The 25,964-nt window shown below is 43.9% G+C and carries 28 protein-coding genes and 1 riboswitch; of the genes, 4 read left to right on the top strand and 24 right to left on the bottom strand.

Translation table 11 applies throughout. The features are described 5' to 3' along the window. Window positions 1-256 precede the first annotated feature (256 nt). Entirely contained in the window at window positions 257-976 is a 720-nt protein-coding gene (locus ACYQ3Q_RS23525; protein ID WP_459930882.1) for a cell wall-binding repeat-containing protein, read from the top strand. A 273-nt stretch (window positions 977-1,249) separates the two neighbouring features. On the opposite strand, the gene ACYQ3Q_RS23520 is transcribed toward ACYQ3Q_RS23525, so the two are convergent. The 14 genes from ACYQ3Q_RS23520 to ACYQ3Q_RS23455 all read right to left on the bottom strand — a co-directional run bounded on the left by ACYQ3Q_RS23520 (window position 1,250) and on the right by ACYQ3Q_RS23455 (window position 14,118). Next, window positions 1,250-1,555: a 4Fe-4S binding protein gene (locus ACYQ3Q_RS23520; RefSeq protein WP_459930881.1), complete on the bottom strand. Its 306-nt coding sequence runs from the start codon at window positions 1,553-1,555 to the stop codon at window positions 1,250-1,252. 17 nt (window positions 1,556-1,572) lie between these two features. After that, window positions 1,573-3,333: an adenylyl-sulfate reductase subunit alpha gene (locus ACYQ3Q_RS23515; protein WP_459930880.1), complete on the bottom strand. Its 1,761-nt coding sequence runs from the start codon at window positions 3,331-3,333 to the stop codon at window positions 1,573-1,575. 23 nt (window positions 3,334-3,356) lie between these two features. Beyond that, window positions 3,357-4,850, bottom strand: a complete 1,494-nt coding sequence (locus ACYQ3Q_RS23510; RefSeq protein WP_459930879.1) for an SLC13 family permease — start codon at window positions 4,848-4,850, stop codon at window positions 3,357-3,359. A gap of 338 nt (window positions 4,851-5,188) precedes the next feature. Continuing rightward, window positions 5,189-5,842: a Crp/Fnr family transcriptional regulator gene (locus ACYQ3Q_RS23505; RefSeq protein WP_459930878.1), complete on the bottom strand. Its 654-nt coding sequence runs from the start codon at window positions 5,840-5,842 to the stop codon at window positions 5,189-5,191. A 198-nt stretch (window positions 5,843-6,040) separates the two neighbouring features. Then, window positions 6,041-6,628 (bottom strand): RsbRD N-terminal domain-containing protein, encoded by a 588-nt coding sequence (locus ACYQ3Q_RS23500; protein ID WP_459930877.1) that lies wholly within the window; start codon window positions 6,626-6,628, stop codon window positions 6,041-6,043. Between the two features lie 278 nt (window positions 6,629-6,906). Next, window positions 6,907-7,557, bottom strand: a complete 651-nt coding sequence (locus ACYQ3Q_RS23495; RefSeq protein ID WP_459930876.1) for an amino acid ABC transporter permease — start codon at window positions 7,555-7,557, stop codon at window positions 6,907-6,909. Further along, the gene (locus ACYQ3Q_RS23490; RefSeq protein ID WP_459930875.1) at window positions 7,554-8,225 is read right to left on the bottom strand and encodes an amino acid ABC transporter permease; all 672 of its coding nucleotides are present in this window, start codon (window positions 8,223-8,225) and stop codon (window positions 7,554-7,556) included. The genes ACYQ3Q_RS23495 and ACYQ3Q_RS23490 overlap by 4 nt, the downstream gene beginning before the upstream one ends. Then, entirely contained in the window at window positions 8,225-9,043 is an 819-nt protein-coding gene (locus ACYQ3Q_RS23485) for a transporter substrate-binding domain-containing protein (RefSeq protein ID WP_459930874.1), read from the bottom strand. The genes ACYQ3Q_RS23490 and ACYQ3Q_RS23485 overlap by 1 nt, the downstream gene beginning before the upstream one ends. 97 nt (window positions 9,044-9,140) lie before the next feature. After that, window positions 9,141-9,866: an amino acid ABC transporter ATP-binding protein gene (locus ACYQ3Q_RS23480; protein ID WP_459930873.1), complete on the bottom strand. Its 726-nt coding sequence runs from the start codon at window positions 9,864-9,866 to the stop codon at window positions 9,141-9,143. 432 nt (window positions 9,867-10,298) lie between these two features. Further along, on the bottom strand, window positions 10,299-11,009 hold the full coding sequence (locus tag ACYQ3Q_RS23475; RefSeq protein WP_459930872.1) for a gamma-glutamyl-gamma-aminobutyrate hydrolase family protein: 711 nt from the start codon (window positions 11,007-11,009) through the stop codon (window positions 10,299-10,301). 90 nt (window positions 11,010-11,099) lie between these two features. Further along, window positions 11,100-11,450 (bottom strand): type II toxin-antitoxin system PemK/MazF family toxin, encoded by a 351-nt coding sequence (locus ACYQ3Q_RS23470; RefSeq protein WP_034144266.1) that lies wholly within the window; start codon window positions 11,448-11,450, stop codon window positions 11,100-11,102. Then, window positions 11,447-11,725 carry a CopG family ribbon-helix-helix protein gene (locus ACYQ3Q_RS23465; protein WP_034144267.1) on the bottom strand — a complete coding sequence of 93 codons (279 nt, stop codon included), beginning with the start codon at window positions 11,723-11,725 and terminating at the stop codon, window positions 11,447-11,449. Before ACYQ3Q_RS23465 ends, ACYQ3Q_RS23470 begins: the two co-directional genes overlap by 4 nt. Window positions 11,726-11,956: 231 nt before the next feature. After that, entirely contained in the window at window positions 11,957-12,712 is a 756-nt protein-coding gene (locus tag ACYQ3Q_RS23460) for a type 1 glutamine amidotransferase (RefSeq protein ID WP_459930871.1), read from the bottom strand. Next, window positions 12,709-14,118: a MurT ligase domain-containing protein gene (locus ACYQ3Q_RS23455; protein ID WP_459930963.1), complete on the bottom strand. Its 1,410-nt coding sequence runs from the start codon at window positions 14,116-14,118 to the stop codon at window positions 12,709-12,711. Before ACYQ3Q_RS23455 ends, ACYQ3Q_RS23460 begins: the two co-directional genes overlap by 4 nt. A 457-nt stretch (window positions 14,119-14,575) precedes the next feature. Between ACYQ3Q_RS23455 and ACYQ3Q_RS23450 the strand changes: the two genes are divergently transcribed. Continuing rightward, on the top strand, window positions 14,576-15,376 hold the full coding sequence (locus ACYQ3Q_RS23450) for an undecaprenyl-diphosphate phosphatase (RefSeq protein WP_459930870.1): 801 nt from the start codon (window positions 14,576-14,578) through the stop codon (window positions 15,374-15,376). A gap of 108 nt (window positions 15,377-15,484) precedes the next feature. On the opposite strand, the gene ACYQ3Q_RS23445 is transcribed toward ACYQ3Q_RS23450, so the two are convergent. The 6 genes from ACYQ3Q_RS23445 to ACYQ3Q_RS23420 all read right to left on the bottom strand — a co-directional run bounded on the left by ACYQ3Q_RS23445 (window position 15,485) and on the right by ACYQ3Q_RS23420 (window position 20,304). Then, window positions 15,485-15,742, bottom strand: a complete 258-nt coding sequence (locus ACYQ3Q_RS23445) for a hypothetical protein (RefSeq protein WP_459930869.1) — start codon at window positions 15,740-15,742, stop codon at window positions 15,485-15,487. Between the two features lie 107 nt (window positions 15,743-15,849). Continuing rightward, window positions 15,850-16,428 (bottom strand): Uma2 family endonuclease, encoded by a 579-nt coding sequence (locus ACYQ3Q_RS23440; RefSeq protein ID WP_459930868.1) that lies wholly within the window; start codon window positions 16,426-16,428, stop codon window positions 15,850-15,852. A gap of 56 nt (window positions 16,429-16,484) precedes the next feature. Beyond that, window positions 16,485-17,651, bottom strand: a complete 1,167-nt coding sequence (gene alr / locus ACYQ3Q_RS23435; RefSeq protein WP_459930867.1) for an alanine racemase — start codon at window positions 17,649-17,651, stop codon at window positions 16,485-16,487. Between the two features lie 19 nt (window positions 17,652-17,670). After that, on the bottom strand, window positions 17,671-19,245 hold the full coding sequence (locus ACYQ3Q_RS23430; protein WP_459930866.1) for an NAD(P)H-hydrate dehydratase: 1,575 nt from the start codon (window positions 19,243-19,245) through the stop codon (window positions 17,671-17,673). An 87-nt stretch (window positions 19,246-19,332) separates the two neighbouring features. After that, the gene (gene acpS, locus ACYQ3Q_RS23425) at window positions 19,333-19,689 is read right to left on the bottom strand and encodes a holo-ACP synthase (protein ID WP_459930865.1); all 357 of its coding nucleotides are present in this window, start codon (window positions 19,687-19,689) and stop codon (window positions 19,333-19,335) included. 15 nt (window positions 19,690-19,704) lie between these two features. Further along, on the bottom strand, window positions 19,705-20,304 hold the full coding sequence (locus ACYQ3Q_RS23420; RefSeq protein ID WP_034144274.1) for a TrkA C-terminal domain-containing protein: 600 nt from the start codon (window positions 20,302-20,304) through the stop codon (window positions 19,705-19,707). A 140-nt stretch (window positions 20,305-20,444) separates the two neighbouring features. Beyond that, window positions 20,445-20,562, top strand: a riboswitch (cyclic di-AMP (ydaO/yuaA leader). A 137-nt stretch (window positions 20,563-20,699) separates the two neighbouring features. On the opposite strand from ACYQ3Q_RS23420, the gene eam reads away from it, so the two are divergent. Further along, entirely contained in the window at window positions 20,700-21,947 is a 1,248-nt protein-coding gene (eam, locus tag ACYQ3Q_RS23415) for a glutamate 2,3-aminomutase (protein ID WP_459930864.1), read from the top strand. Between the two features lie 276 nt (window positions 21,948-22,223). On the opposite strand, the gene mnmL is transcribed toward eam, so the two are convergent. Beyond that, complete coding sequence (gene mnmL, locus ACYQ3Q_RS23410; protein ID WP_459930863.1) at window positions 22,224-23,138, bottom strand: tRNA modification radical SAM protein MnmL/YtqA; 915 nt, start codon at window positions 23,136-23,138, stop codon at window positions 22,224-22,226. A 260-nt stretch (window positions 23,139-23,398) separates the two neighbouring features. Between mnmL and ACYQ3Q_RS23405 the strand changes: the two genes are divergently transcribed. After that, window positions 23,399-23,773, top strand: coding sequence for a pyridoxal-phosphate dependent enzyme (locus tag ACYQ3Q_RS23405; protein WP_459930862.1), 375 nt, complete (start codon window positions 23,399-23,401; stop codon window positions 23,771-23,773). Between the two features lies 1 nt (window position 23,774). Here ACYQ3Q_RS23405 and ACYQ3Q_RS23400 read toward each other — a convergent pair whose 3' ends face one another. The 3 genes from ACYQ3Q_RS23400 to ACYQ3Q_RS23390 form a co-directional block, all read right to left on the bottom strand. Beyond that, the gene (locus ACYQ3Q_RS23400) at window positions 23,775-24,149 is read right to left on the bottom strand and encodes a VOC family protein (RefSeq protein ID WP_459930861.1); all 375 of its coding nucleotides are present in this window, start codon (window positions 24,147-24,149) and stop codon (window positions 23,775-23,777) included. A gap of 94 nt (window positions 24,150-24,243) precedes the next feature. Continuing rightward, window positions 24,244-25,458, bottom strand: coding sequence for a DVU0298 family protein (locus ACYQ3Q_RS23395; protein WP_459930860.1), 1,215 nt, complete (start codon window positions 25,456-25,458; stop codon window positions 24,244-24,246). A gap of 284 nt (window positions 25,459-25,742) precedes the next feature. Next, on the bottom strand, window positions 25,743-25,964 hold a 222-nt coding region (locus ACYQ3Q_RS23390), incomplete at its 5' end, for a HEAT repeat domain-containing protein (RefSeq protein WP_459930859.1).

Below are 25,964 nucleotides of genomic sequence, written 5' to 3'. Positions count from 1 at the left end.
TCTTCCATGTCCTTAGTGTAACTCTTGGATACGATTTACTTATGAAAAAGTTATGAATTTCTCATGAAGATAGGGACGGTATTCCCACATTTTTAGGAAAAAGGCTGTTATGTAATTGCAGGTATTCGTGTGTAATTCTATGACCCAGTCTTCTTCTACAAAGCAAACGCTCGACATTCCATGGCACAGTGCAAACAGTGCCTGGTCCTTAGCACTCAAAAACGATGGTACCGTCTGGACTTGGGGCGCGCAAAAAGTGATCCTTGGAACAGATGGTAAAGAAGGCATGTTAAATTTCACGAACCTAACACAGGTAAACGGAATTTCTGATATTGTCAGTGTGTCAGCTGGGTTTAGCCACAGCCTAGCTTTAAAAGAGGACGGAACTGTCTGGGGATGGGGGAGCAACGAACTCCTGCAACTAGGAAACACGGAACAGCAGTGGTTCGACGCACCTGTTCAAATCCCCTCCTTGAAAGATGTTACTTCCGTAAGTGCTGGTGCTTACCTGACGATGGCACTTAAAAAGGATGGCACTATTTGGACTCTAGGAGCCAACGGCAGCGGTCAGCTAGGCAATGGCTATCAAGTAAGTGATTTGCCTATTTCTGCCGCTCCTGTAAAGGTAGTTAATGTCACAAAGGCCAATAGTAATGATGAAAGTAGAACTGTTGTACGGTACTGGGGAATGGACCAATACGAAACAAGCATTGCTATCGCAAAGGGACTCCGCGCCGATATTAATACTGTCATGATCGCGGCTGGAGAAAACTTCCCCGATGCACTAGCTGGATCTGCACTTGCCGCACATACTGATAGCCCCATCATCCTCGTGGACAAGCATTTAAACAAAGCCAGTGTCCTGAACTTCTTGGCAGACAACAGCGGTCAAATTCGCGAGACTTACTTGCTCGGCGGAAGTGCGGTCATTTCAGATACTTCGTTTAACTATTTAAGTAACTATTTGGCTCGCTAATAAATCTTACTCTGAATCCTAAGCAAGAAGTGGCTAAGGTCAACGACCTTAGCCACTTCTTGCTTTTACTATTGACCTTCTGTTGACTAATTTTTTTAGAATCTTAATGTATAATCCCTATCCCTAAATGCTCAAATTCCTCTACAAGATCTCAAACAAGTAGAACTCAATATCTTAGCGAAGAATCCTTGAATATGCCTAATCTGATTGGCTTCCAAGGATTCTTGAAGTTAGGCATAATTTGTGAATTCAAGGTTAACTCTGTTGTGATTCTTATTTATTGTGGGTCCTTACCAAGAACTTATCCACCTTCCCATTAATATCGATGCAGGTCCATTCAATTTCTTTTTCTCTCACCTTGGGAATAAGTCTAGCTGGATAGTACCCCAATTGATAGGGAATACGAGTTTCAATGGCCTCGAATCGGCAGGCTTTTACACACGCCATACAGTCCCAACAATCTCTCTTAGCCCGGCAAAAGGCTTTCTTTTCCTCATTTAATTCCATCAAATCTCCGGGACAGATCTCTTCACATTTCCCGCACCCTTGGCATTTATCTTGATATACTACTGGTGGCATCTCGTCACCCTCCTTTCTTAAGCTTTTAAACGATCACCTGAGATAATTTGTTCATAGGGGCGAGTAAACATTTCTACGTCTCCAGTTTCAGGATTATAACGAGAGTTTACAAAGCAATCGAATTTTTGATCATTCTTTTCTGGGAAATCTGCACGGGTCTGCCAGCCTGCCCATCTTGTTTCTTCACGATACATCAGGTGGTGCACCAGCACTTGAGCCACATCTAATCGATCGATGACTTCGTGAGCATCCATCAACTCATGAAGATCTGTGGCGATTAGGTATTTGACTTGATCCTTCAAAGTCTTGAGGTTATGCAGGGCATATTCCAGGCCTTCTTTGTTCATTCTGAAAAATTGGTGTACCCCCCCTGCATATTCATCCATCAGCCGCTGAAGCCTTTCTTCCATTTCTCGCGGTTTAACACCGTCACCCACGGAAATACTGCGGAAACCAGGTGCAAAAATCCTGTCCTTCTCCTTCGCAATTTGCTCCTCGTTAAGGTTACCCTGCTCGACACTAGCCACATAGTCTACGGCCGCCCTAGCGGACAAGAGTCCCTCAGCAGCACAACCACCCACAAATTTATTGGGTGTGCCACCCGCCACATCACCACAGGCATATAATCCCGGTAAGGTAGTCGCTCTTTTTACATCAACCCAGTAACCGCTCGCCGTATGCCCACCCACAATATAGGGATCAGAGCCATAAATTTCAATGGGTTCCTTTTTTAAATCCTGGGCTCGGCTGGCCAGGAATAAGACATAACTGGGGCGCTCATTCAGATAATCGTATTTCATGTCATGGATTTGATCTGAAGTCATGTGGGTGGTATCCACATAGCAAGGACCACGACCCTCACGCCACTCATCCATCGGCGCGTTAGCCCGGATATAGCGGGGAGCGGCATCCCCACCTAGGTGAGCGTAACGGGTTTTTAGAATTTGCTCACCCTTGCAGTTAATCATGGGTGTTTTATAACCCACTGAAATAGTATCGATGGGTCCATTAAAATCTTTGGTTCGGGTGGCACACCAGCGCATTTCAAACGTGGTCATTTCAGCACCTTGACGAATACCGATCGCAAAACCGGTTCCTACGTTAAAGGGGGCATACCAGAGCTGGTGGTGGCTATCATTACCATCGTTTTGATAGGGCTTATACAAACCAGCTGCGCCACCAGTGGCTATAATGGTAGCCTTAGCTCGTATGATGTATACCTTGCCATCTCTCACACCAAAACCAATAGCGCCAATGACTTTATTGCCCTCCATCAGGTAGTTGGTAGCGACTACACGATTTATGATTTCACAGCCAGTTTGACGGGTCTTTTCTGCCAAAATGACCTTCATCTCAGAACCACTGATCGTGATATCCCATTTACCCCTAGTTTTGTATTCATCGCCGTCTTCTTCATACTTAATGGGCATACCCCACTCTTCCCATTCTTCGATAGGCTTGTTTAAAACTTCTGCCATCGAAATGGTCAAATCTTCGCGGATCAACCCACCAGCCTGAGAACGACTCCAACGCACGAAGTCTTCGATGGTACGATCTTTTTTAATATAGGTGTTAATCGCATCCATTCCACCTGCTAGGCATCCACTGCGATCGATGTGGGCTTTCTCCATTAGAGTCACTTTCAAATCAGGGTTGAGACGCTTAGCTTCGATGGCTGCGAAACAACCGGCATTTCCTGCTCCGATAATTAGAATATCGGTATCAATGCGGACCTCTTCAATTTTTTCAACGGATTGGGGTAAACTTGCTCTTGCCATTTAAATTTCCTCCTTTAAATAAGTTATGGAGTGGGCACCCAGATGGGATAACCTGTGAATGCATACCAGGGCACCATGATAAAGACCATATAGAGTATCACCATAAAGGTGAAGGGAGCACCGACTTTAACAAATTCGCCAAAGGTGAATTCTTCAGTTCCATAGGCTATCAGGCAGGCAGTTACCGAGATAGGCAAGACGAACGCGTAACTATCCACATTTAAGACCATCATTGTAAAGGCTACCGTGTTCAGCTCAAGCATGGGAGCCATTGCTGCTACTATAGGAGCCAGCAGGGTTACAGCCGCAACGTTGCTCACAATCCCTAGACGGCTAATTTGGACTACCACACAGATGAAGATACTAACACCTATCCAACCCCAAGCTGGTGCTAAACCAACTAGGTGAGAGGCAATCCACTTGTCCACGCCCGTCTTTTCAAAGGCGGATACTAGGGACAGGGAACCACAGAGCAACAACCAGGTCCCAAAGATCGTATTATATTGTACCTTTTTCCAGGAAAGGTTGGTAAGCCCCGGAATAAAGAGTACCATCACGGCTACCAGGGCAACTAAAGCCATTTTATAACCATGAATTTGCTCGGTCGCCCACAAGGAAATTGCAATCCCAAAGGTTACTAAGACAATCCATTCAGCAGCATTCATTTTACCCATGGCTTCTTTTTGGCGTCTGATTTCAGAGATTCCGCCAGGGACTTCAATTTTTTTGGATTTCATGATCCAATTGACCCAGTAATACATGATTACCAAAATACCAAGCAATGGCCAATTCATCCAGCCCCAAGTACCCCAAGTAATCACGTCTTTTTTCACGGCCTGATTAATGGTTTGGGCTATGATGACATTTGACATATGGCTGTGCATTAGAATAGTCCCGCTAGCCAGTGAGGCGAAACCGATCCCGACCATTGTAAATACTTTTCTTGCCCTAGCACCTTCGCCCGCTTTCTCAAACAAACTGTTTAGACCTTGAATAATCGGTAGGAAAAGTGCTCCTCTAGCATTGGTGGCAGGAACGAGTACGGCAGTAACCAGGTGAGCCCCGATTATACCTTTTAGAACACTGCCAACGTTAGGTTTAACTCTTGAAACAATACTGAGTGCAATCCGCTTGTCTAGGCCGGTGGTCTGCATAACAGCAGCGAGAATAAAACAGCCAAGAATCAGGAAAGTAACGTTACTGGTAAAGCCACTAAAGGCTTCGGGAAGCTTAGTAGCCGCTCCGGTTAGAGATAATAAGACCGGTATCATTAGCCCGGAAACCGCTAAAGGCAATCCATCACTCAACCAAATAATTGTAGCCCAACCCATCACAGCCAAGGCTGCTCGACCACCCTCATTAAGGCTCTCGGAAGTAGGAACCAGTGTTAAGATTGCTGCAAATACTAACCAAGAGAAAATAAATCCTAGTAAGGCCTTCTTATTTTTGTCCGTTTCAATAGATTTCGCCTTAAGATCCGCACTCTGTATCTTTGCATGTAAAGCAGGCGACGACATGTACAACCCCTCCATTTCTTCGTATGTATAACTCACGATAACCTTTATCCATCTATAGACCTGATAATTCATCCCTCCGCCCTTCGTTTTGTTTTATGTGAAGATTTTAACAATAACTATGATTGGTTAAAACCAAACTGAGGACACTTTTCTGTCATGTTAACGACAAAAGAAATCCAGCCGACAAAATTAAAGTCTCTCAAGGGACTCTAATTTTGTCGGCTGGATTACAATGTGAGTTATGTGTTATTTCATTCAATCGTATCACTCCCAATAACTATTATTGGGAGTGTACCCCATGTCCTGCTTCGGTGTTCAACTTTAGTTGAACACGTTCACTATTCCTGAACCCATGTTTTTAGCTTGCTTGGGTTCACACCAATAATCTCTCTGCCTTCATATCGGATGCTCCCGTCTTCCTTAAGCAAGCTGAGTAGAGACGAAATTGTTTGACGTGCTGAACCTATTACACAGGCAAGTTCCTCCTGAGTAACCCGTAATCGCACATGAATAATACCATCTTCACCTTTACTTCCTGCACGTTCTGCCATACTTAACAGAAGAATAGCTAGCCTCCCTTGAATGGGGTTCATGATAAAATCATAGATTGTATTCTGCGCTTCTCTCAACCGATCACTCATCAGTCTGATTAATTTCTCGGAAAACTCAGGCATTTCGACAAGCATCTTTTTAAAACTATCCTTCCAGATAATCAAAATCGAGACATTGTCCATTGCCTCGGCACTATACTCTCTTAAATTGATATTACTGAGTACTTCAGCTAGACCAATAAAGTCACCCGGATAACGGATTGCAACAGACACCTGACGACCGTCCGATGTAGTACGGTAAATTTTAACCAAACCACTTTTAATATAATAAACCTCGTTGGTCCTTTGACTGGTTGAAAAAATAATCTGCCCTTTCGGGTACTTAATTTCTGAAGCTATTTCATTTAAATACTTAAGTTCTCCATCTGTTATCTGAAACATTATCTTTGCTACCTCCTTATGTCATAATGTTAGGACTTATTCTAGCTCATTTCTTGACTAGTTCATAGCGGTAGAAACTTTTTTTAAAGAGAATCCTTCCTTAATGTGAGTCTATGTACGATCAATTATGAAACATTAGTGAAGTCATCATAAAAAAAGGACCCCGATTATTTTCAGGGTCCCTCAACTTCTCTCTATTTACTCTTTGGACGGGTTGGCGTCTGTTTCTACGATCTTTATTAAGTCACGATCCTTATGTTCAAATTCTTCCGCAGGGAGTTCGGACATCAAATTTGCCTTTTTCAAAAGCGAAAACGTCATCCTTTTGAGTTCATCCGTCTTAAGTTCATAAAGCTGTTCTCGGCATTTAACATAGATATTAACAGCATAAAGGGCTAACTCATCTACTTCTGATTCAAACTTCAGCAACTCATCGTATAGTTGGTACTGTCTAATTTCCTTTTCCAGTTCTTCACGAACCACCTTTTTGAGGGAAAATACAAAGGTTAGCGCTTGTGCTGGAGTGAAATCCTGAATCGCCCTCACACTGATAATATCATCGAGAAAAGGCAACTCCTCTGCAAATCCTTCCCCAGCGATTAGGGCTTCCATGATACCATTTATTCCCTGAGAGAACGTATGTCCCACTGGATTAAGGAACCTATCCTTTTGCTTTTTTAAAAAACCTGAGCTATCCACGGGATACGTCGCCATGATTGCATCGAACCAACTTTGGAGAATAACGGGTCTCTTTTCTTCCAGAAGCTTTTTTAGCTTCATGTCCATTTATTACCACTCCTTGTTATTAAGCAAGACATCCGAATAGGGTGCCTACTAAAAAATGATCAATGACCCCTTTTTAGGTCAAATTAATTAAGTGTATTCTCTCTATTATGAAGCATATTATGTGAAACAACAACTTCCCTTTTGCAAACTGCTAAGTGATTTTCAACAACATTATCAAGAACCAGAATTGTTTCTTGATAAAATACAAAAAGACGACCCTATCGGGGTCGTCAGCTAACAAACTCAAAAATTGCTTTAAAGACCATTCTCTGATAAGTTTAATAGCTTTGATGCACCATTTTCAGCTGCTGTCGACGGGCTAAAATCGAAAGCGCATAATTAAGGACAAAGTAAGTTGAAGCAATCATGCCAAAAACTGCAAAGACCTGACTAGTCGAGCCGTGTTGCCCCAAAATAATCATACCTTTACCGGTTAGATCTTCCACGCCTACAACCCAAACAAACGATGTATCCTTAATGACCGTTATAAACTGAGATACTAAAGGCGGAATCATTTTGTGCATGGCCTGTGGTAAAATAATGTGCGTTAAAGTCTGACGATAGGAAAACCCCTGTGACTTCGCCGCTTCCCACTGCCCATCGTCGATGGAGTTTAAACCACCTCGGACAATTTCGGCAATAATGGCCGAAGTGAAGACCGCGATAGCGACAATTCCAGAATTAACCGGTTTCAACGTGGTCATAAACCGAAAAACTAAAATAAAGAGCAGCATAGGAATATTTCGAACGCACTCAATGTATAAGGCAGCGATTCTCCCCAAAATAGGTTGTTTTGAGTATCGAGCAATACCAAGGATGGTTCCAAAGATGAAACTGAGTAAAATGGCACTGACAGCAATGTAGAGAGTCGTCAAAAGCCCTTGCCCAAGAAAACGAAATATTTCGGGTTTAAAAATTTCTGTAATCATGTTGATACCCCCGCCTTACGTTCTAAGCGACGTGTCAGTGTCGCTAAAGGTAAACAAAGCAGGAGATAAAGTAGACCAACGACAATATACGCAGGTCCGTAATAAATATTATCGCTTGACCAGGAGTCCGCACGATACATTAGGTCACCCCCAGCGACCATAGCCAGGACTGAGGTGTTTTTAATCAAGTTAACCGCCTGATTCGTGAGCGGTGGTAAAACTACGCGGGAAGCCTGCGGCAAGATAATATGCCGCATAGCCCCCCAAAAACTAAACCCTTGAGATAAGGCTGCTTCCATTTGTCCTCTATGGATCGAGTTAATTCCAGCCCTGACCACTTCGGCTATATAAGCGCCATGATAAACACCGACACCCAAAACACCCACTGCAAAAACAGGCAACATAACGCCCATGTGAGGAAGTCCATGATACAGGAAGAAAACCTGGATAACGAGTGGCGTGTTTTGAATGAATTCGACGTAGACACGACTAACTACCTTGGCTAGTGTCCACTGAGAGGTCCCCAATACCCCAAATATAACTCCGAGTATGAGAGCCAACGTAAGGGCAAGGACGGTTACAGAAATAGTTGTTTTAAATCCCTCAGCAAATACTTCCCAGTCACGGAAAAGTGCTTCCCATTTAAACCAGGCAAAAGGTCCGACCACTATTTAAGACCCCACTTTTGTTGCATTTTAACGAGTTCTCCAGACTTTTTCAAATCAGCAATTGTATCATTAACCAATTTGGATAATCCATCTTTACCCAGTTTAGAGGCAACTCCATAATCCTGAGGGCTAAAGCTATCATCCAAAATAACCGTTGTCTCATCCATATATCCAAATAGGATGGATCCATCTACAGAAAAACAATCCACTCGACCAGAATCTAGTGCTGTCTTAATTTCCGGATAGGTAGCGAACTCCAAGAAGGTTACTTTAGCTCCAACCTTATCCGCTTGTTCCTGAATGGCCTTCTTACTGGTAGCACTTTGCGCTACGCCAATCTTTTTCCCGTTCAAATCTTTTAAGCTCGTAAAACCAGCACTCTTTTTAACCATTAGTCTTACACCATCGACAAAATAAGGATCTGAGAAATTGTAACTCTTCTTACGTTCTTCAGTAACGGTAAAGGTCGCAATCACAAGGTCTACGTCTCCACTATCCAGCAAAGGTCCCCGAGTTTTTGCCGTAACGGCTGTGGTTTCGACCTTAGCAGCCCCAATTTTCTTGGCTATTACATTAGCCAAATCAATTTCAAAACCTTCGACTTTTTCTGTTTTTGGATCTTTATATCCGAACTTAGGTACATCAACTTTAACTCCTACTTTGAGAACACCACGGTCCTTAATGGCTTTGACATCAGCCGCCTGTTCTGTAGCGCTTGGGGCTGGTGCTGGGGTAGCCGAAGGTGCAGTCGACCCGCAACCCGTGACCAAACCTGCAACTAATAGCAAACTCGTTAAAATCATACCAATTTTCTTCATTCTTAAATCCCCCTCTTCATCGTTTAGTCGCAAAATACAGCGACTCTTCTTTATAGAACATCTAAGAACCACCCATGGATTTAAAACCGAATGATGACTAACGCAAAATTCGGCTTAAAAATGACTTAGTACGCTCATTGGTTGGATTTTCGAAAAACTGTTTCGGAGTATTGGATTCGACAATAAATCCCTCATCCATAAAAATGACACGATCCGCAACTGTTTTAGCAAAACCCATTTCATGTGTGACAACTACCATGGTAATACCCTCGTGGGCCAGATCAATCATAACATCGAGGACTTCCTGGATCATTTCTGGATCTAAAGCCGAGGTTGGTTCATCAAAGAGCATAATCTTAGGTCGCATGGCCAAAGCCCGTGCTATAGCCACACGTTGCTGCTGACCCCCGGAAAGTTGGGATGGATACACATTGGATTTTTCACTTAGCCCAACACGTTCAAGAAAAGCCATACCATCCTTTGAGGCTTCCTCCTTTGTGACTCCCTTAATCAGCATAGGAGCGAGAGTTAAATTCTCTAGGACCGTTTTATGGGGATAGAGATTGAATTGTTGAAAAACCATAGCCACTGACTGACGGACTTTAGCAACCTGCGCTTTATGTGCAGTAATTTCTACCCCATCCACCGTTACTTTACCCGAACTAGGCTTTTCCAGAAGGTTCATACATCGAATTAATGTACTTTTGCCTGATCCACTGGGGCCTATAACTACCAATTTCTCCCCCGATTTAACCGTTAGATTAATATCTTTCAAGACGTGTAGATGACCAAAATGTTTATTTACCCCTTCTAATTGAATCAAGCGGGTGCTCCTTCCATTTTGATATTTTGACCAATCTCTAATGTTACACTATACATTTATGAAATATATGTATAGTTATGTATGTATGCTTTATTCTTCCTCGACTTAAAAAATCCTCTATATAGATTAAAAAAATCTATGAAATAATTAATTGTGTGAACACTTTACTTATTCCGTCAAAAAACTGTCAATTACAAAAGCGATCATCTTAAATTGACAAAAGTTTATCCTTGTTCTAAACTATAAATGAGCTGACATTGAGATCGCGCATTTGGCGCGACACAAATGGGGAAAGCACCTGCTATGGAACTCACGTTGGTAAAGGATTCATTCTATTTGAATCTAGCCGACGGGTGTGCAGGTCTCCTCTACAAAAAAAGAGACGACTTTTAGTCGTCCTTTTTTATTCGTTTAACATCGTTTATCATCGTTTTATGATCGACATGCTTCAATAAAGCCTCTAAACAAAACCTTGCTGTGCGCTTCCGTTTCCAGCATACTTTCTGGGTGCCACTGAACTCCTAGACAAAACTTAGCGTCTGGCTTCTCAATTCCCTCTATGATTCCATCGGAAGAACGAGCATTTTGAATAAATCCTTGAGGATTTACGGATACAGCTTGATGATGAAGACTATTGACTCCAATTTTCCCCTCAGCAAGTAATCGATAAAGCAGCGATCCTTCTAGCACGTCAACATCGTGCCAAGCGTACTGTCGTGGGGCGGTTTGTCTATGTTGCATCCCTCGAGGGTACTGACTAGGAATATCTTGATAAATCTCTCCTCCAGCTGCCACAGCTAAAACCTGAATACCACGGCAAATCCCCAGAATCGGAAGGTCATGTTGAAGAGCCATCTGAGTCAGCAATAGTTCGCCCAAATCCCTTTCTGGAAAACATTCACCAACTCCGTGCCGAGGATCCTCTCTTAAGTACACAGGAGAAATATCCCCTCCACCCGTCAATAGCAAGCCATGGATTAAATGCAAAACCTCACTGGCTTCTTCTGATGTCCGAACAGGCGGAAGAATAAGTGGTATCCCACCGGCATTTCTAATACTCTGAACATAATAATGCCGTGGAAAGGTTTTTAGTTCTTCTGAACAATGAGCTGCTGTAATTCCTATCACAGGTTTGCTTAACATCTACCCACACTCCCTTTATGGTATCTTGACAAACAAAAACAGCGTCGGTTTGCTCCGCTACGCTGCCTTCCTCTTTCTTCGAGCTCTATCTTAAATATCTGCTAGCCCTAAACTAATCTCAATAGCTTGGTCCACTCTCAGCATAACTTCTTCATCCAAAACAGCTACTTTTTCCTTAAGACGACTTTTATCTATCGTTCTAATTTGCTCTGTCAAAATAACGGAATCTCGTTCTAAGCCACTTCGTTTAGCTCTAACTTCCACGTGAGTCGGTAATTTCGCTTTAGCAATCTGTGAAGTGATTGCGGCGATGATTGTCGTCGGGCTGAATTGATTCCCAATGTCGTTTTGAACCACAAGGACCGGACGAGTTCCGCCCTGCTCAGAGCCGACGACGGGGTTAAGTTCTGCGTAGTAAATTTCCCCGCGTTTTATGATCATCTCTGACACTCCACTATTGTTACGTCATAATATTCTAATACTTCTTGTTCCGTTGAAAACAACTCCCTAGCTATCGATAAATTCAGTTGCGCCATTTCCAAGTATCCTTTGCGCATCTGCTCGTGGATTCCTTTTTTTCGTCGTTCGTGAAGGATGCTATTTAGCGCTTCTCGAATAAATTCGCTGCGATTTCGCTTCTCGACGGTTACAATCCCATCCACTTCCGCAAGCAAACTCTCCGGCAAACTGATCATAATCCGCTTACTTTCTGCCACGTTAGCACCCCCATCATTTAGCCATAGCTATACTCTATTATAGACAGTAAAGTGAAAAAGTGTCAACGAACTAGAAGAGTAAATAAGCCAAAACCTCATGAAAACACGGTTATTTATGCATGTAAATAATGGTAATAGAGATTTTAAGCTAATATTTAGTAGTGTTTTATCCCTGATGATAGTATATCAGTATATCAGTGATGCTATACTGATTTTTAGAGAGAATTGAATTTAGGGTTGTTTTAAAAGCCTCTTCACCATAGTCTCATGGGCTAATTTTTCTAAGCGGTCGTCAAGTTCCATCAAGCAAGTGTTCGGATCACGTCTTTGCAGAGCAAGTTCCAACAATAAATCAGCAAAGTGCGGGTTCTTAGGGAGGAGCGGTCCGTGCAAATACGTTCCGAAGACATTGCGGTAACGAACCCCTTCCTCGCCATTCTGCCCATTATTCCCGTTCCCAAATGAGACTTTACCTAAAGGCCTTATTCCCTCACCCAAATGAGTTTGCCCAGAGTGATTCTCAAACCCCACTAACGTCCTAAGCTGTGGAGACGAATCGATACCTAGAACGTATTCATCAAGGTCCACCACGACGTTTCCAATTAATCGTTTAGCACCAGCGATAGTCCAAACATCTAAAATATCCAACCCCTGAATTTTTTCTCCACCCGTCATTTGATAGTATTTCCCCAGCATTTGATAGCCCCCACAGATGGCGAGTACCACTAAGCCATTCTCTATAGCACTTCGGAGTTCATTTTCCCGGCGCATCAAATCCTGAACCAGCAAACCTTGTTCACGGTCAGATCCCCCACCAATAAAAAGAATATCCATTCCTAAAAAGTCCAGGTCTTCACCCAACGAGGCTCTTTGAATAACGGGCTCTATTCCACGCCAACGACAACGGGCAGTCAAGGCCAAAATATTACCCCGATCTCCATAAAGATCGAGCAAATCCGGATACAGATGGCAAATAGTTAATTTCACGCGCTTGCCTCCTCTCCATGCTTCTTCACTTGATCATTTGACAATCCCGCCTTCTTTTGATGTTCTTGGAGAAGATCACGAAGCGGGAAAAGCAGAGTATAGGTGGGTAATATAAACACAACCTCAGACTCGTTCCGCTGGGTCAGTAAGTCATCGAGGGCTCCTGACAAGTTGTGCATAATGACAAGTTTTTCTTCTCTTAATCCTGCATATTTAAGCCTCAACGCCATGTCCTCTGCACGCAGACCAGTACAAACCACTTGGTGTATGCGTTCCTCATACTTTCCCAATCGTTCAAAACTAACATCCCACAGCCAGGAGATGTCCCGCCCATCCGCGGCTAAATCATTGATCCCGATCAGAATTCGAAGAGGTTTATCGACACTAATCATCGTCTGAATGACTTGGTCAAATCCTGTGGGATTCTTGACGAGTGTTAACGTAATTTCCCCTGTCTGCAAATAGAACCGTTCCATCCGTCCGGCTTGAGGAATAAACTTCCGCAACCCTTTTTCAATCATGCCATCACTTAAACCTAATTGGCGGGCTGCAGTCAGTGCCGCTAAGGCATTATACAGATTGTAGTACCCTTGCAAAGTGAGAGTAAAGGGAGTCACACCCACACGAAACTGGAGTAAGCCCTCTTCTGGACGTACGTTTTGAGCCAATATTTCAGGCTCTGGGCGCTGGAATCCGCAGCCTAGGCAGCTGAAAATCCCCAATTGTCCATAATGAAAAAGCGCGTAATCAAGGGCGGTGCCGCATACCGGGCAGAATCTAGCCTCACGAGTTTCTAAGCTCTCCGAGCAGCTATCAGGAGTTCGTTCTACTCCATAATAAAGAGGCTTATTATGTTGATTCACACCAAATTGTGCAACTAAAGGGTCATCCGCATTGAGCACGAGCACTGTCTCTTGAGGTAAAGACTCTCGAACCAAGCGAACGGTTGTGTCCAACTCTCCATAGCGATCAAGTTGATCTCGAAAGAAATTAGTAATAATGGCCAGACTTGGAGTCAGTTGTTCACAAAGTTTAGGCACTGTTGCCTCATCCACTTCTAACAGGGCTAAGCTTGCTTGAGATGAACCGTTCCAACGAGTATTTTGGATCAAAGCCCCTGTAATTCCAGTCACGAGGTTTGCCCCAGCCTGATTAAAGGCAAAGCTTTTTCCCGCCTCAAGCAAAATGTTCGCGAGGAGATTAGCAGTGGTCGTTTTCCCATTAGTCCCTGTGACCATAATAATCCCTTCCGAATAAGCCCCACTCAAGTGCCGTATGATCTGAGGATCAAGCCAGTTTGCTATCTTCCCAGGTAAGGTTGTCCCCTTTTTCCCGCTGGCTAAAAGACCCCTCGTTATTATCTTACCTGCCCATAAGGCAACCCAAAAACGCCATGTTCGTTTCATGCTTGCTCCTTTAATCAATGTCTTAACCATTATCGCACCCTCACTTGTATTATCAACCAAAAACAGTTTAAACCAAACCTAGATTTTCAGTGTTCCCGTCGTTGGAGGGCCTATTATTCTATTTTACCATGAGAAGGTTACTTGTTATAAGGCAACCTGAAATTAATTTACAAAAATACTGTCCATTTTGTCGAATCTATTCATAAAATAGTGCAGATTTTTTCTCATATACTGAAAAGGGCACCCATATAATGTTCAGATTCTTAATATGGTATTTAACTAACCTTCAACACCCGGCAGCGAATGCCTTTGTTTGTAAAAACAACATTAGATTGCCTTTTAAATGCCAAAAAAACGCCTGCCGTTTGGTTGACTGATTAATTAAAACTATGGGATAATGGATTTTATGAATGAATGAATGAATGAACAAATAAATACTTAGAAATGAGATGTTACGATGAACGACTTTCTCAGTGCCCTGATTTTAGGAATCGTCGAAGGGATTACGGAATTTCTCCCCATTTCCTCTACAGGTCACTTGATTATCTTCAACCAGTTTGTTGGGTTCACTGAACAATTTGCGAATATGTTTGATGTTGTGATCCAACTAGGGGCCATTCTTTCCGTCGTTGTTTACTTTCGCAAGCGACTTATTCCCTTCGGAAACTACAAATCCTCTACGAATCAAAAAATATTTGATTTATGGAAAAAGACCCTAGTAGGAGTTATCCCTGCACTAGGAATTGGATTTCTAGTCGCGGATTATATAGAAGAACGTTTATTTAATACGAAGGTTGTGGCTCTTGCACTGATCGTCGGCGGATTAATTATATTATACATTGAGAAGAAGCAACCATCCTTCAGAATAAAATCCATGGAACAACTGACTTATAGAACCGCTTTTTTCATTGGAATTATCCAGTGTTTAGCTATGATACCAGGGACCTCACGTTCAGCCTCAACCATAATCGGAGCCATGTTATTAGGTGCTTCTAGAGTTGTCGCGGCCGAATTCTCTTTCTTTTTAGCAATTCCTACTATGGTCGCTGCTTCTGGCTACACATTATTTAAAAACGGACTTATGCTCAGCCCACATGAGTTCCTGGTAGTAGCGTTTGGGTTCTTCGTATCATTTCTCGTGGCCTGGGTAGTTATCTCTGGGTTCATGAATTACGTTAGCAAAAAGGATTTTAAAGCGTTTGGCTATTACCGAATTGTACTTGGTATCGTTGTTCTATTGTATTTTAGTTTTCTTTAGCCCTAGCCATGAATAGGCTAACTTGATAGTTTTAATTAAACAACCCCCTCCAGAGCTCGACTCTGAAGGGGGTTGTTTCGCTACAGCCCTTTGCCTCTATCTTTTTTATTAAAAAGCCTTAAACCCATTAATGCTCTGATTAACAAACATATCCAGTATTGGACCTAGTGCAAAGCTTAAAAAAAGGCGAAATCCCTCAGCCAAGACAAGCGCTACTCCTAAGCGAAGTAGAAACTGTCCCCATCGAGACGTGGAACGCCGTAGAATACCGTTAAAATCAAGGGCTCCCGCAGCAACCCAACCGAGCACCAGGCAAAGGATAAAAAAAGCATAACTCATTCCAGTTGTTAGATCAAAAATGGCCATGGCACTCCCCCCTTGCCACAACTTATGATGCGCCAAGGGGTTTTATGTGTCAACAATGGTCTATTTCCTAAGATCGCAATAAATATTTTCGGTCCGCGCTTACGTGTTCATTTGAAAACAGTGGAAAAGTCAATTACTAATCCATTAAGCTGTTCAACCCTGATTTGCTCATCTTCGCCAAAAACACTAGGTTTGCTGTACTGATTCCGCTCATCTAGCAAGAAAACCATAACCGTTTTGTCCACCGGATGAACTACCCAGTATTGAGATACGCCGACTCGCTCATAAAGTCTCAATTTTACTGAAAGGTCTTTCTTCGCCGTCTCTGGTGATAATACCTCGATGATTAAATCTGGGCTTCCTTTACACCCTCTGTCATCTAGTTTTTTTGGATCACAAACCACCACTAGATCAGGTTGAACGACTGTACTAGAAGTCTCATCTTGTTCCTCTAAGCTTGGTAACCGCACATCGAAAGGGGCGATGTAAACTTCGCAAAGCTTATCCTTCAGAAAATTGTAGAACTGGTTATAGAGATCTCCTAAGACTTTTTGGTGCATACGCGAAGGAGCTGGAGTCATGTCAATAGGAATGCCCTCAATCAGCTCGCAACGTTTCCCATTTGCCCATGACAAATAGTCGGTATAGTTGTAATGCACCTTCTGATACAACGCAGGTTCAGCCATAGGCTTGCCCCCCATTCCAGTTTCTTCCTTATGAATTATATCATACGGTCTACCTTTTATAAAGTTGTAGAATTTGGTTTATTGAGCTCGGGGCTTTGCCCAAGGGCATCCTCTACAAGACCAAGATAGACTCGGGGCACCCGTTTAGAAATTCCACAAACGACTTCATAACTGATGGTGCCGAGCCACTTAGCCATTTCCGTAGCCGTAATTTTGTCATAGCCATCTTTCCCTAAAATCGTGACGACATCTCCCACTTGAACTCTTGGAATTCTGGTGACGTCAAGCATAGTCTGATCCATGCAGATTCGCCCAATTACCGTAGATCTCTTCCCATGGACTAGCATTTCGCCGTGATTGGAAAGCCCCCTTCGCAGCCCATCCGCATACCCTATGGGGATAGTTGCCACGCGCGTAGGATAAGCGGCTTGGAAGGTGCGGCCATAACTCACCGTTTCTCCTGTCTCTATGGTTTTAATATGAGTTACTTTCGCCTTCCAAGACATGACTGGTTCTAAACCCGCAATTTCTCCAAGTTGAGAGGACGGAGTAAAACCGTAAAGACTAATTCCTGCACGAACAAGATCTAAGTGAGATTCTGGAAATTGGATGAGAGCAGCACTGTTTGCAGTATGCTTAATTGGAATAGTTAGTCCGAGTTTTTTTAGTTTGTCACACAAGGATTGGAAGCTCTTTAGCTGTATCCGAGCAAATGATAGATCTTTTTGATCCGAAGTGGCAAAGTGAGTAAATATTCCTTCGATTGTAAGATTAGGAAGATCCGCAATCTTCAGGATATCCTTATAATCTTCTTCTCGAAACCCTATTCTACCCATTCCAGTATCAACTTTGATATGCACTCTCGCCGTCCGTTTAAGTTTCAGGGCAGCCTCGGAGAGCGCTTTAGCCTGAGCCAATTGGCTAATGGCCGGAATAATCTCTTCCTTAACTAAACTATCCGAATCTTCTAGCTCGGTAACCCCTAGGACCATTACCGTAAGCTCAGGAAATACCGCTTTAATTTCCAACGCCTCTTCCAAGAGGGCCACACCATAGCGTTTTGCTCCACATCCCTTGAGGGTTTTCACTACGGGAATCAATCCATGCCCGTAAGCATCCGCCTTGACGATCGGCATCATTTCACTTTGGGTATATGCTTTAAGCTTAAAGTAATTTTCTCTCAGAGTCTGTAAATTCACCTCAGCCCAAACCTGTCGCCCCATTATTTATCCCCTCTCCTTTTTAACGCTTCGGTTCTAAGGCATGACGAGCTTTAGGCAGTTGATCCGCCACTTCCAAAGCTGTGAACCCGGACCACCCATACTCATTAGCTAGATCATCTGCAGCTCTGCCGTGTAAATATACACCTAGGCAAGCTGCCTCTAACGGAGGAACCCTTTGAGCCAACCAAGCAAGAATGCTGCCTGTAAGAACATCTCCAGTCCCCCCCGTTCCAAGTCCGGGATTCCCGGTAGGGTTGAAAAACGCCCGACCATCCGGTGAGGCAATAATGGTCACAGAACCCTTTAAGACGACCACTGCTTCCCACTCAACCGCTTTTGCCACCGTAATGTCCAAGCGATTGCGTTCGACATCTTCAACACTACATTGACATAGTCGGGCCATCTCACCCGGATGGGGTGTAAGAATCAAAGGCCCTCGCCCACTTCTCAACCCTAGTAAGCTAGGCTCCGCAGCGACTAAATTAAGCGCATCCGCATCCAAGACAACCGGACAGCTTAGATTTCTGAGGATTTCTTCGAGCACTGGGATAAATTGCGGATTCTGACCTAAGCCAGGACCCATCGCAAGAGCCTGCGCGTTTCTAGACTGCCTATTAATCACTGACCAAGCTTCTTCATTTAGGTAATCCTCTCCAGGAGCGTGCCAAACGGTTGCCTCTGTAAGGCAGGCATCTACATCGTTGGCAATTCCCTCTGCAGTCACGATTTGCAACAGTCCAATCCCACTACGCAAAGCACCCCGTCCTGCCAGAACCGCGGCTCCGCTCATCCCCTTAGACCCTGCCACAAGAATCCCTTTGCCATGGGTTCCTTTGTGACCTTTTAGTTGACGTACAGGAAGACTAGTGCGTATATCCTCATCCATCAAGACAAACGTCGATATTCCTTCATCTTCTAAGTATGCTTCGGGAATAGAAATCGGATCCACTATAACCCGTCCACAATAATCTGGGCCTTCACCGAGAAAAAGACCCCATTTCGGGAGTCCAAAAGTAACAGTGGCTTGGGCGCGGACCGCTGTACGGTAAACATTACCCGTATTGGCCTCTACCCCACTGGGGATATCGATGGAAATCACCCATCCTGGAGAACGGTTTACTTCGTCCACATATTCTTCTATTAAGCCTGGCAAAGCACCACGCAAGCCAATTCCATAAAGTGCATCCACGGCAACATCTGCTTGAGCGAGTGCTAAACGTGTTAAGCGGCGTTGCTCTTGTCCTTTAATCACGAACAATTTTCCGCTAGTACCTTGATATAGACGTAAATTTAAAGCAGCATCTCCTTTAAGTTCCTCAAGTCCAGCAAATAACAAAACGGTAACATCCATGCCCTGGAACACAAGATGGCGTGCAACAGCTAAGCCATCTCCGCCGTTATTACCCTTTCCAGCTAGAATCACTGCTTTTCGTCCACTTAATTCTCTCTGCTCTTGATGATTAAGAAGATTACGTCGAATCTCTTCAACGACTGCCCAGGCTGCATTTTCCATCAGGAGCAAACTGGGGATACCATAATGATGAATCGCTTTTTCTTCGATCTGACGCATTTGTTCTGCGCTGACCACACGCACATTCCCCACCCCGGTTCTCTCTCAATTTAAGACTTCACTTGTACTTCTTATGCTGTAGGGATCCATGAATTGCCCCTAGCTTTTCGTTCAGCTTAATATCGCAAAGGCCATCGCTTGGGTTCGATTATGGGTCAAGCTTACCCTTACTTGGGACCCGCCCCTAGCTCTGACTTGATTCATAGCTCTAGAACTGAGATAGACCAGAGGCTCTCCGCTTAAATCATTCAATATTTCTATATCGTGCCAAGATAAGCCGCTAAGCCCCGTCCCTAACGTCTTTAGAATAGCCTCTTTGCCAGCAAAACGAGCAGCATAACTCTGGATGCCTTTTCCCAGTAAGTTGTCACGCTCTTGGATTGTGAAAAGACGCTCAAACAATTTAGGTTGCCTCTTATAGGCCTGAACGACTCGTTCTATTTCAATAATATCAATACCTGGATACATGGTGCCTACTCCAAATCATAGAATTAACTTTAATTTTTGCTGACCCTCAGCTGAGCCAGCTACCAGTAAGACATCTTCTCCCCGAAGGACAAACCCTGTCTCCGGTGAAAACTGCTCAAGGCCGTCTCGAACCACCGCTACAATGGTGGTTCCTGTACGCTCCCGGATTTTCAATTCTTTCAAGGTCTTGCCAATGGCCGGTGAGCTTTTTCCGATTTCTACTTCTCCGATATCCATCCAACGAGACATTAAACGATCTGAATAACCTAAAAACTTGTTCAGATGACTTTCAATCTTTAAGTCATTTTCACGCCTTTGATCCATCAGCTTTTTCAAATCTTCTACAAAGACCTGAATTTCTCCTTTTTGATCAAAGGATTTAACAAATTTTTCAGCCATAGCTTTCGATGTTACCGTAATCCCTACGCCTTGACTGACCATCACCACACCGACATTTTGCAAAACGGCGATGGCCCGACGAATAGTTTCTGGTGATACATTATACCGCCCTGCTAAAGTAGAACGGCCATGTATCCTTACTCCCTCATGGTACTCTCCCATCATAATGGCGTGGGCTATGTCAATGGCGATTTCTTGATAACGTGCATGGTCCAATACGTTCAACCCCTTATCGTACTTCCTGGTTCGAATTTCCAATCAATTTCATTCTATTATAACATAGCCAACATCAGCTGACATCATGCTATTGACGGGTAACAACTTATATGCTATTATTAGGTTGTTAGTAAAAAATGTTATATTAACTGCTGAATTTCCCAAAGGGAAAACGGGGGAAGCATTCTTGGGGTGAATCGCCGTAGAGTATGCGCTCGCACCCGACAGCAAACCTCGTAGGCGTTGAAACACGTTTAGCGTGATATTCTGCGTTCTTACCGTTTGGGAGCCGTTATATAGAATCGGTTCTTTTTTATTTGAAAAAGAACCTCTGTTATCCCCCCAGGCCAAACTAAGGAACCAATTTGGAAATCTAATTTCAAGGAGGGATATAAATGTCCGTTCAACTACAAAACCGTCCCGATACCTTTCGGCAATATGCACTGAAGCGAGCAGAAGAACTTAAACAAATGATTACCCCATATTTAACCCAATCGGAGACTATTCCGACTGGATCCGTTTGTTCAGAAATGTTCGAAACTCGTCGAGCAAAGATTCTAAGCTATTTCGGCGCAACGCCTGAAGACTGGGAAAACTGGCATTGGCAAATGACGCACAGAATATCAGATTCCCATGTCCTGAATTCGTTACTACCCTTAACAGCTGAGCAACGTATAGAACTTGAACGTGTTGGGAAAACCTTTCGCTGGGCTGTATCTCCTTATTATCTGAGTTTAATGGATGATACTGATCCCTTTGATCCTATTCGGCTACAAGGATTACCCACCCAAGCAGAACTTTTTGATAATTTTGGTGAAGAAGATCCCATGGGAGAGGCAATTACATCGCCTGCTGCCAGCATAACACGGCGTTACCCAGATCGTTTAATCATCAACGTCACTAACATGTGTGCTATGTACTGCCGACATTGTCAACGCAGACGGAATATTGGGGAAACAGATACCCATTCTCCGCGCCATCAGCTTAAAGAGGCACTGGACTACATTCGGGCAAACCCCGAAATCCGAGATGTCTTAGTGACCGGAGGAGATGCCTTACTACTCAGTGATCTAACCTTAGATTGGCTTCTCGGAGAACTCCACGCTATCCCCCATGTAGAAATCAAGCGCCTTGGGACGCGGGCTCCAGTCACCCTACCCATGCGCATTACGGATGAATTATGCACAGTCCTGGCAAAATACCCTCCTATCTACATTAATACTCAGTTTAACCACCCCAAAGAAGTCACAAAAGACGCTAAAGATGCGGCCGACAAACTTATTGCAGCCGGTGTGGTCCTAGGGAATCAGGCGGTTTTACTCAAAGGTATCAATCATCAGCCAGAGGTAATGAAAAAACTTAATCATGAATTGCTGAAAATCAGGGTTCGCCCCTACTATATCTTCCATGCTAAAAATGTCAAAGGAACCCGCCATTTCGTTCCCAGAATCCAAGACGGAATTGCAGTTATGGAACAGTTGCGTGGGCATACGTCTGGACTTGCCGTGCCAACTTATATTATTAATGCCCCTAAAGGTGGAGGCAAAACACCCATTTCTCCTCAATACCTTGTGTCCCTTGATGAAAACAAAGCAGTTTTGCGTACTTGGGAAGGAAAGCACATCCAGTATGAGACACCTTAATGAATAGGAAACCCACTCTTGAAAGGAGCTATGCAACATGACAGAACGTCTTAATAATGACCAAATAACCCAACGGATTATGGATACAAATTCAGATCTGAAACGATATTTGAACTTAGCTCCTAGCTTCAATATAACCCCATCCACCCCTAAACCTACGAGCAGCTCTAAAGCATTTGGTTCCTACCAACCTTTGCCCTTACGGCCTCCTCTGAGGCCATAATCTCATGTACTCTCCTCTTTCTGGCGATCTTTCGAGATCGCTATTTTTTTTGTTTATACCTGCTTTTTTCCTTGCCATGAATCTCGCCGCTCTAACTCAGCATCGATAGCATTGAGAACCTCCCATTTTTTACGGCTCCAAAGAGGTCCAATCAGATCATCAGGTGGGCCGTCACCCGTAAGGCGATGAATAACTATCTCTGGTGGTAGAATCTCTAAAATATCGGCAACCAGTGAAACATACTCCTCTTTCGTCATGAGATCAAAAGGCTCGTCCTGGAAAATTGTTGCCAATGGAGTTCCCCTTAGAACATGCAGTAAGTGAATTTTAATCCCTTCTAAGGGTAGGTTGGCAACCGCTTGCGCGGTTGCCATCATCTCCGCTTTCGTTTCTCCCGGTAGACCCAGAATTATGTGGGCGCAAACCCGTATTCCTCTGGCATGCAACTGCTCAAGACCCTTGAGAAATTGGGCATAGTTATGCCCCCTACCTATCCATTCCATAGTTCGGTCATGTCTACTTTGCAAACCCAACTCAACCCATAAATAGGTCCTTTGATTTAGTTCTTCGAGATAATTTAGAACATCCTCCGGCAGGCAGTCTGGTCTTGTGGAGATGGATAGCCCGACGACCTTCTCCTCCGCAAGGGCCTCTTCATAAATCACGCGCAACCGTTCTACCGAAGCGTAAGTATTGGTATACGCTTGGAAATAAGCGATATACTTGGCAGTCGGCCATTTTTTCATCATCCGTCCCTTAACTTCACTAAATTGTTCATGAAGGGATAACCGTTGCTCTCCGGCAAAATCTCCGGATCCCCGAGCACTGCAATAGACACACCCACCCGTGCCCAAGGTTCCATCTCGATTTGGGCATGTAAAACCAGCGTCCAGGGAGACCTTAAAGATTTTCTCCCCAAACTTATTGCGCAAGTGTTCATTAAACGTATGATAGCGTTTCTTTTGCATAGATTAGATTCCATTCTTGTCTTAATTTAACCTAGCCCACTTTCTAGAATACCAAACTTTGCTGAATTACGCGAACTTCGAAACCCAATAAACTAAAAAACAACGTTGTGGAGATAGGGTAATTTTCCAGAACGTTGTTTTCGGTATCAGGGCTTTGAGGCAAAACAGCAAAGGGTTTCGTTAAAGGAATTGGAAGGTTTTTGTGGAAAGGGCTAGTCTGATGCCGAGTGCCTTTGCTACATATTTTAGGGAGGTGTCCTATGTTCAATTCGTTACTGCAAAGTTTGCCGTTTCCCCCTCGCATTCCCTTAATGGGGGGGCCAACACCTATTCAAAGAAGTCGCCTTGCTTGGGGTGAAGACGCCTTATATTGGAAACGAGACGATCTGACCCCTTATGGCCTGGGGGGAAACAAACTGCGTAAACTAGAATTCCTCATGGCCGAAGCACTAAGCCAAAGGGCGGACCTCATAATCACATCTGGTGCATCCCAGTCAAACCATGCTCGCCTCACGGCCGTTGCATCAGCGATGATGAAACTCCCCGCCGTTATTATTATCCCTGGGGAGGCTCCTACAGAATGGGGGGGAGGCGGCCCAGCCATCTTTGATCACATTACTATTCAGACCTTCTAAACTACACCTGATAGAATTCTAATCGTTCCCCACTCGGACCACGGAAAAAGAAATTATACCGTCCGTCTCCTAATGACATGGGCTCGGAGGTGGTCAATTCTACATGATGGTCTTTTAAGTGCTCAATAGCTTTTATAATATTAGAGACTCGGATTGCCAAGTGATTGACAACTCCATCCTCATACTTGCGACCATCCACGACTTCAACCAGTTCCACGACGGTACCGCCTAATTCCAAAAAGACCAACTCCACCTCTCCGGGTTTAATTCTGTATAAATACTTAAAGCCCAATATTTCTACGTAAAACCGAATAGCCTTTTCCAATTCCGAGGCTTTAATCCCAATGTGCTCGACTCCAATAAAAAGGTTTTCCATAGTTGATTCCCCCTTATTTTCTATTAATCATCATAGTTATCAATAACTTGAGTTCACTAAATACTAAATCGTTCCCTGCCTTATCTAGATCTAACTATTCCTGATTGCTTTCGCCTGAGGATGCGGCGACGGCTTCTAACTCCAAAAGCCATTGCTTGATGTCCAAGCCCCCTGCGTACCCGGTCAGACTTCCGTTTTTACCGATTACTCGATGGCAGGGAACTACGATCCCGATTGGATTTCGATTGTTGGCCATGCCCACTGCTCTCGGCCCTTTTGGGTTACCTACTCTCGCGGCGATTTCACCATAAGTACATGTCTCACCGTAAGGAATCCGCAGAAGTTCTTCCCATACTTTTAGCTGAAAAGGTGTACCCATCGGATGTAGAGGGATCGAGAACTCCTTGCGTTTCCCAGTAACGTACTCTTGCAACTGACGAATAACTGTACTGTTCGGCTCTCGCTTACGTATTAAAAATTGTTTTGGGAACTGGCGAGACATCCATATCCGCAAGGACTGTTCTTCCTCAACCGACGGTCCAAGCCCTAGCCAGCATAACCCAACGGTCGTCGAAGCGACCGTTACCTCAACTTCTCGGTCTTTGATCATCAATACTTCTGTCCAAAAAGTAAGGCTTTGGGTTGTCCATAATTCCTGAACAGAATACTTGATTAGTTCTCCAGTCTGATAGATTTCCACTAGGTTTTGATCGTTTTTTAAACCTTGATCGAGCTCGATCGGGACGCTCCACTTAGGCCCATTTTCTCGATAGAGAGGGAACTTATTCTCGGGAATCCGCATAAGTGCATAGATTAATGCCGCTAAACCTCGAGCAAAAGGCTGCTCAGATTCTAAGAATGGCCTGATTCGCTCTTCAAGAGGATCTACTAAATGGGGAGCGTTCTGGGCTAGTTGAGCTAGTCCCCACAGTGCTCCATCTCTTAAGCTTTCATCGACTAACAACCCCGAAAGCATCCAATTAAAATGACCACACGTCGTTGGGCAATGAGCCAGCAGGCTCCCTATGGCCTCAGATGCATTCCAAGCGGTCCCCCCAGATTCCTCATTGAGATACCAAAAATAACGACGCACCAGTTCAACGGCATACTTCTCATCTTTCTGCTCGGCTTCCTGGGCGAAAACCCCTAAAGCCTCGACTGCTCGCCAGAAAATAAGCCCATCTTTGACATAGATTCGCGTCATAAATTGACGATAAACATTTTTAGTTTCTTTTTCTTTAGCCCAGACCCTCAGTTGTTTCCAATCCCGTTTCTCTAAAATCTTTTCCACAGCTCTTTTCATAGGCATTGGATCACTTCTCTCTTTCGTCCAATGAATCTTATTATTTTTCTCCCAGACTTTAGGATTTGTCTCAATTTTGATTTATCTCCGGTTCATTCTTTCTTACTAGAAATTATCTTATCACAATTCAGAATATAAGAAAACGCGAGATGCCCAAGCTGCAGGCGTCGTTTATTATAAGAAATAACCACGAACTGAATCAACTTTATCAGTCGTGGTTATTTTAATTGTTCTAAGTCATATGGAATCAAAAACGAATTTCCAATTCCTATAACAAGGCTTACTCGTTTTTACCCCTTACTTTCAATTTTTCGGACCGCCCCCCGGGCTCGCTCTCTGACATTAATCGACTCTCCGTAATCCTCGGCCACTCTTAATAATTCTTTGACAGCTGGGACAGCTCCCATTTCTCCAAGTGCCTGCGCAGCCATTCCCCTTACTCCAACCACCGGATCTCGCAGCAATTGGATTAACGAAAAGATAGCTCCTTTATTGCCAATTCGCCCTAAGGA

This window comes from Desulfosporosinus burensis (genome assembly GCF_054657535.1).
The sequence above is the reverse complement of the archived record's forward strand: the minus strand, read 5'-3'. Positions and strand labels throughout refer to the sequence as shown.

Bases quoted from the DNA above. Each gene is read 5' to 3' on its own strand.
- ACYQ3Q_RS23495 (WP_459930876.1), bottom strand. From the start codon at position 7,557: ATGATTACAGAAATTTTTAAACCCGAAATATTTCGTTTTCTTGGGCAA.
- ACYQ3Q_RS23515 (WP_459930880.1), bottom strand. From the start codon at position 3,333: ATGGCAAGAGCAAGTTTACCCCAATCCGTTGAAAAAATTGAAGAGGTC.
- ACYQ3Q_RS23455 (WP_459930963.1), bottom strand. From the start codon at position 14,118: ATGAAACGAACATGGCGTTTTTGGGTTGCCTTATGGGCAGGTAAGATA.
- ACYQ3Q_RS23405 (WP_459930862.1), top strand. From the start codon at position 23,399: ATGTTCAATTCGTTACTGCAAAGTTTGCCGTTTCCCCCTCGCATTCCC.
- ACYQ3Q_RS23450 (WP_459930870.1), top strand. From the start codon at position 14,576: ATGAACGACTTTCTCAGTGCCCTGATTTTAGGAATCGTCGAAGGGATT.
- ACYQ3Q_RS23400 (WP_459930861.1), bottom strand. From the start codon at position 24,149: ATGGAAAACCTTTTTATTGGAGTCGAGCACATTGGGATTAAAGCCTCG.
- ACYQ3Q_RS23395 (WP_459930860.1), bottom strand. From the start codon at position 25,458: ATGCCTATGAAAAGAGCTGTGGAAAAGATTTTAGAGAAACGGGATTGG.
- alr (WP_459930867.1), bottom strand. From the start codon at position 17,651: ATGGGGCGACAGGTTTGGGCTGAGGTGAATTTACAGACTCTGAGAGAA.
- ACYQ3Q_RS23485 (WP_459930874.1), bottom strand. From the start codon at position 9,043: ATGAAGAAAATTGGTATGATTTTAACGAGTTTGCTATTAGTTGCAGGT.
- mnmL (WP_459930863.1), bottom strand. From the start codon at position 23,138: ATGCAAAAGAAACGCTATCATACGTTTAATGAACACTTGCGCAATAAG.
- ACYQ3Q_RS23510 (WP_459930879.1), bottom strand. From the start codon at position 4,850: ATGTCGTCGCCTGCTTTACATGCAAAGATACAGAGTGCGGATCTTAAG.
- ACYQ3Q_RS23475 (WP_459930872.1), bottom strand. From the start codon at position 11,009: ATGTTAAGCAAACCTGTGATAGGAATTACAGCAGCTCATTGTTCAGAA.
- eam (WP_459930864.1), top strand. From the start codon at position 20,700: ATGTCCGTTCAACTACAAAACCGTCCCGATACCTTTCGGCAATATGCA.
- ACYQ3Q_RS23445 (WP_459930869.1), bottom strand. From the start codon at position 15,742: ATGGCCATTTTTGATCTAACAACTGGAATGAGTTATGCTTTTTTTATC.
- ACYQ3Q_RS23520 (WP_459930881.1), bottom strand. From the start codon at position 1,555: ATGCCACCAGTAGTATATCAAGATAAATGCCAAGGGTGCGGGAAATGT.
- ACYQ3Q_RS23500 (WP_459930877.1), bottom strand. From the start codon at position 6,628: ATGGACATGAAGCTAAAAAAGCTTCTGGAAGAAAAGAGACCCGTTATT.
- ACYQ3Q_RS23505 (WP_459930878.1), bottom strand. From the start codon at position 5,842: ATGTTTCAGATAACAGATGGAGAACTTAAGTATTTAAATGAAATAGCT.
- ACYQ3Q_RS23440 (WP_459930868.1), bottom strand. From the start codon at position 16,428: ATGGCTGAACCTGCGTTGTATCAGAAGGTGCATTACAACTATACCGAC.
- ACYQ3Q_RS23470 (WP_034144266.1), bottom strand. From the start codon at position 11,450: ATGATCATAAAACGCGGGGAAATTTACTACGCAGAACTTAACCCCGTC.
- acpS (WP_459930865.1), bottom strand. From the start codon at position 19,689: ATGTATCCAGGTATTGATATTATTGAAATAGAACGAGTCGTTCAGGCC.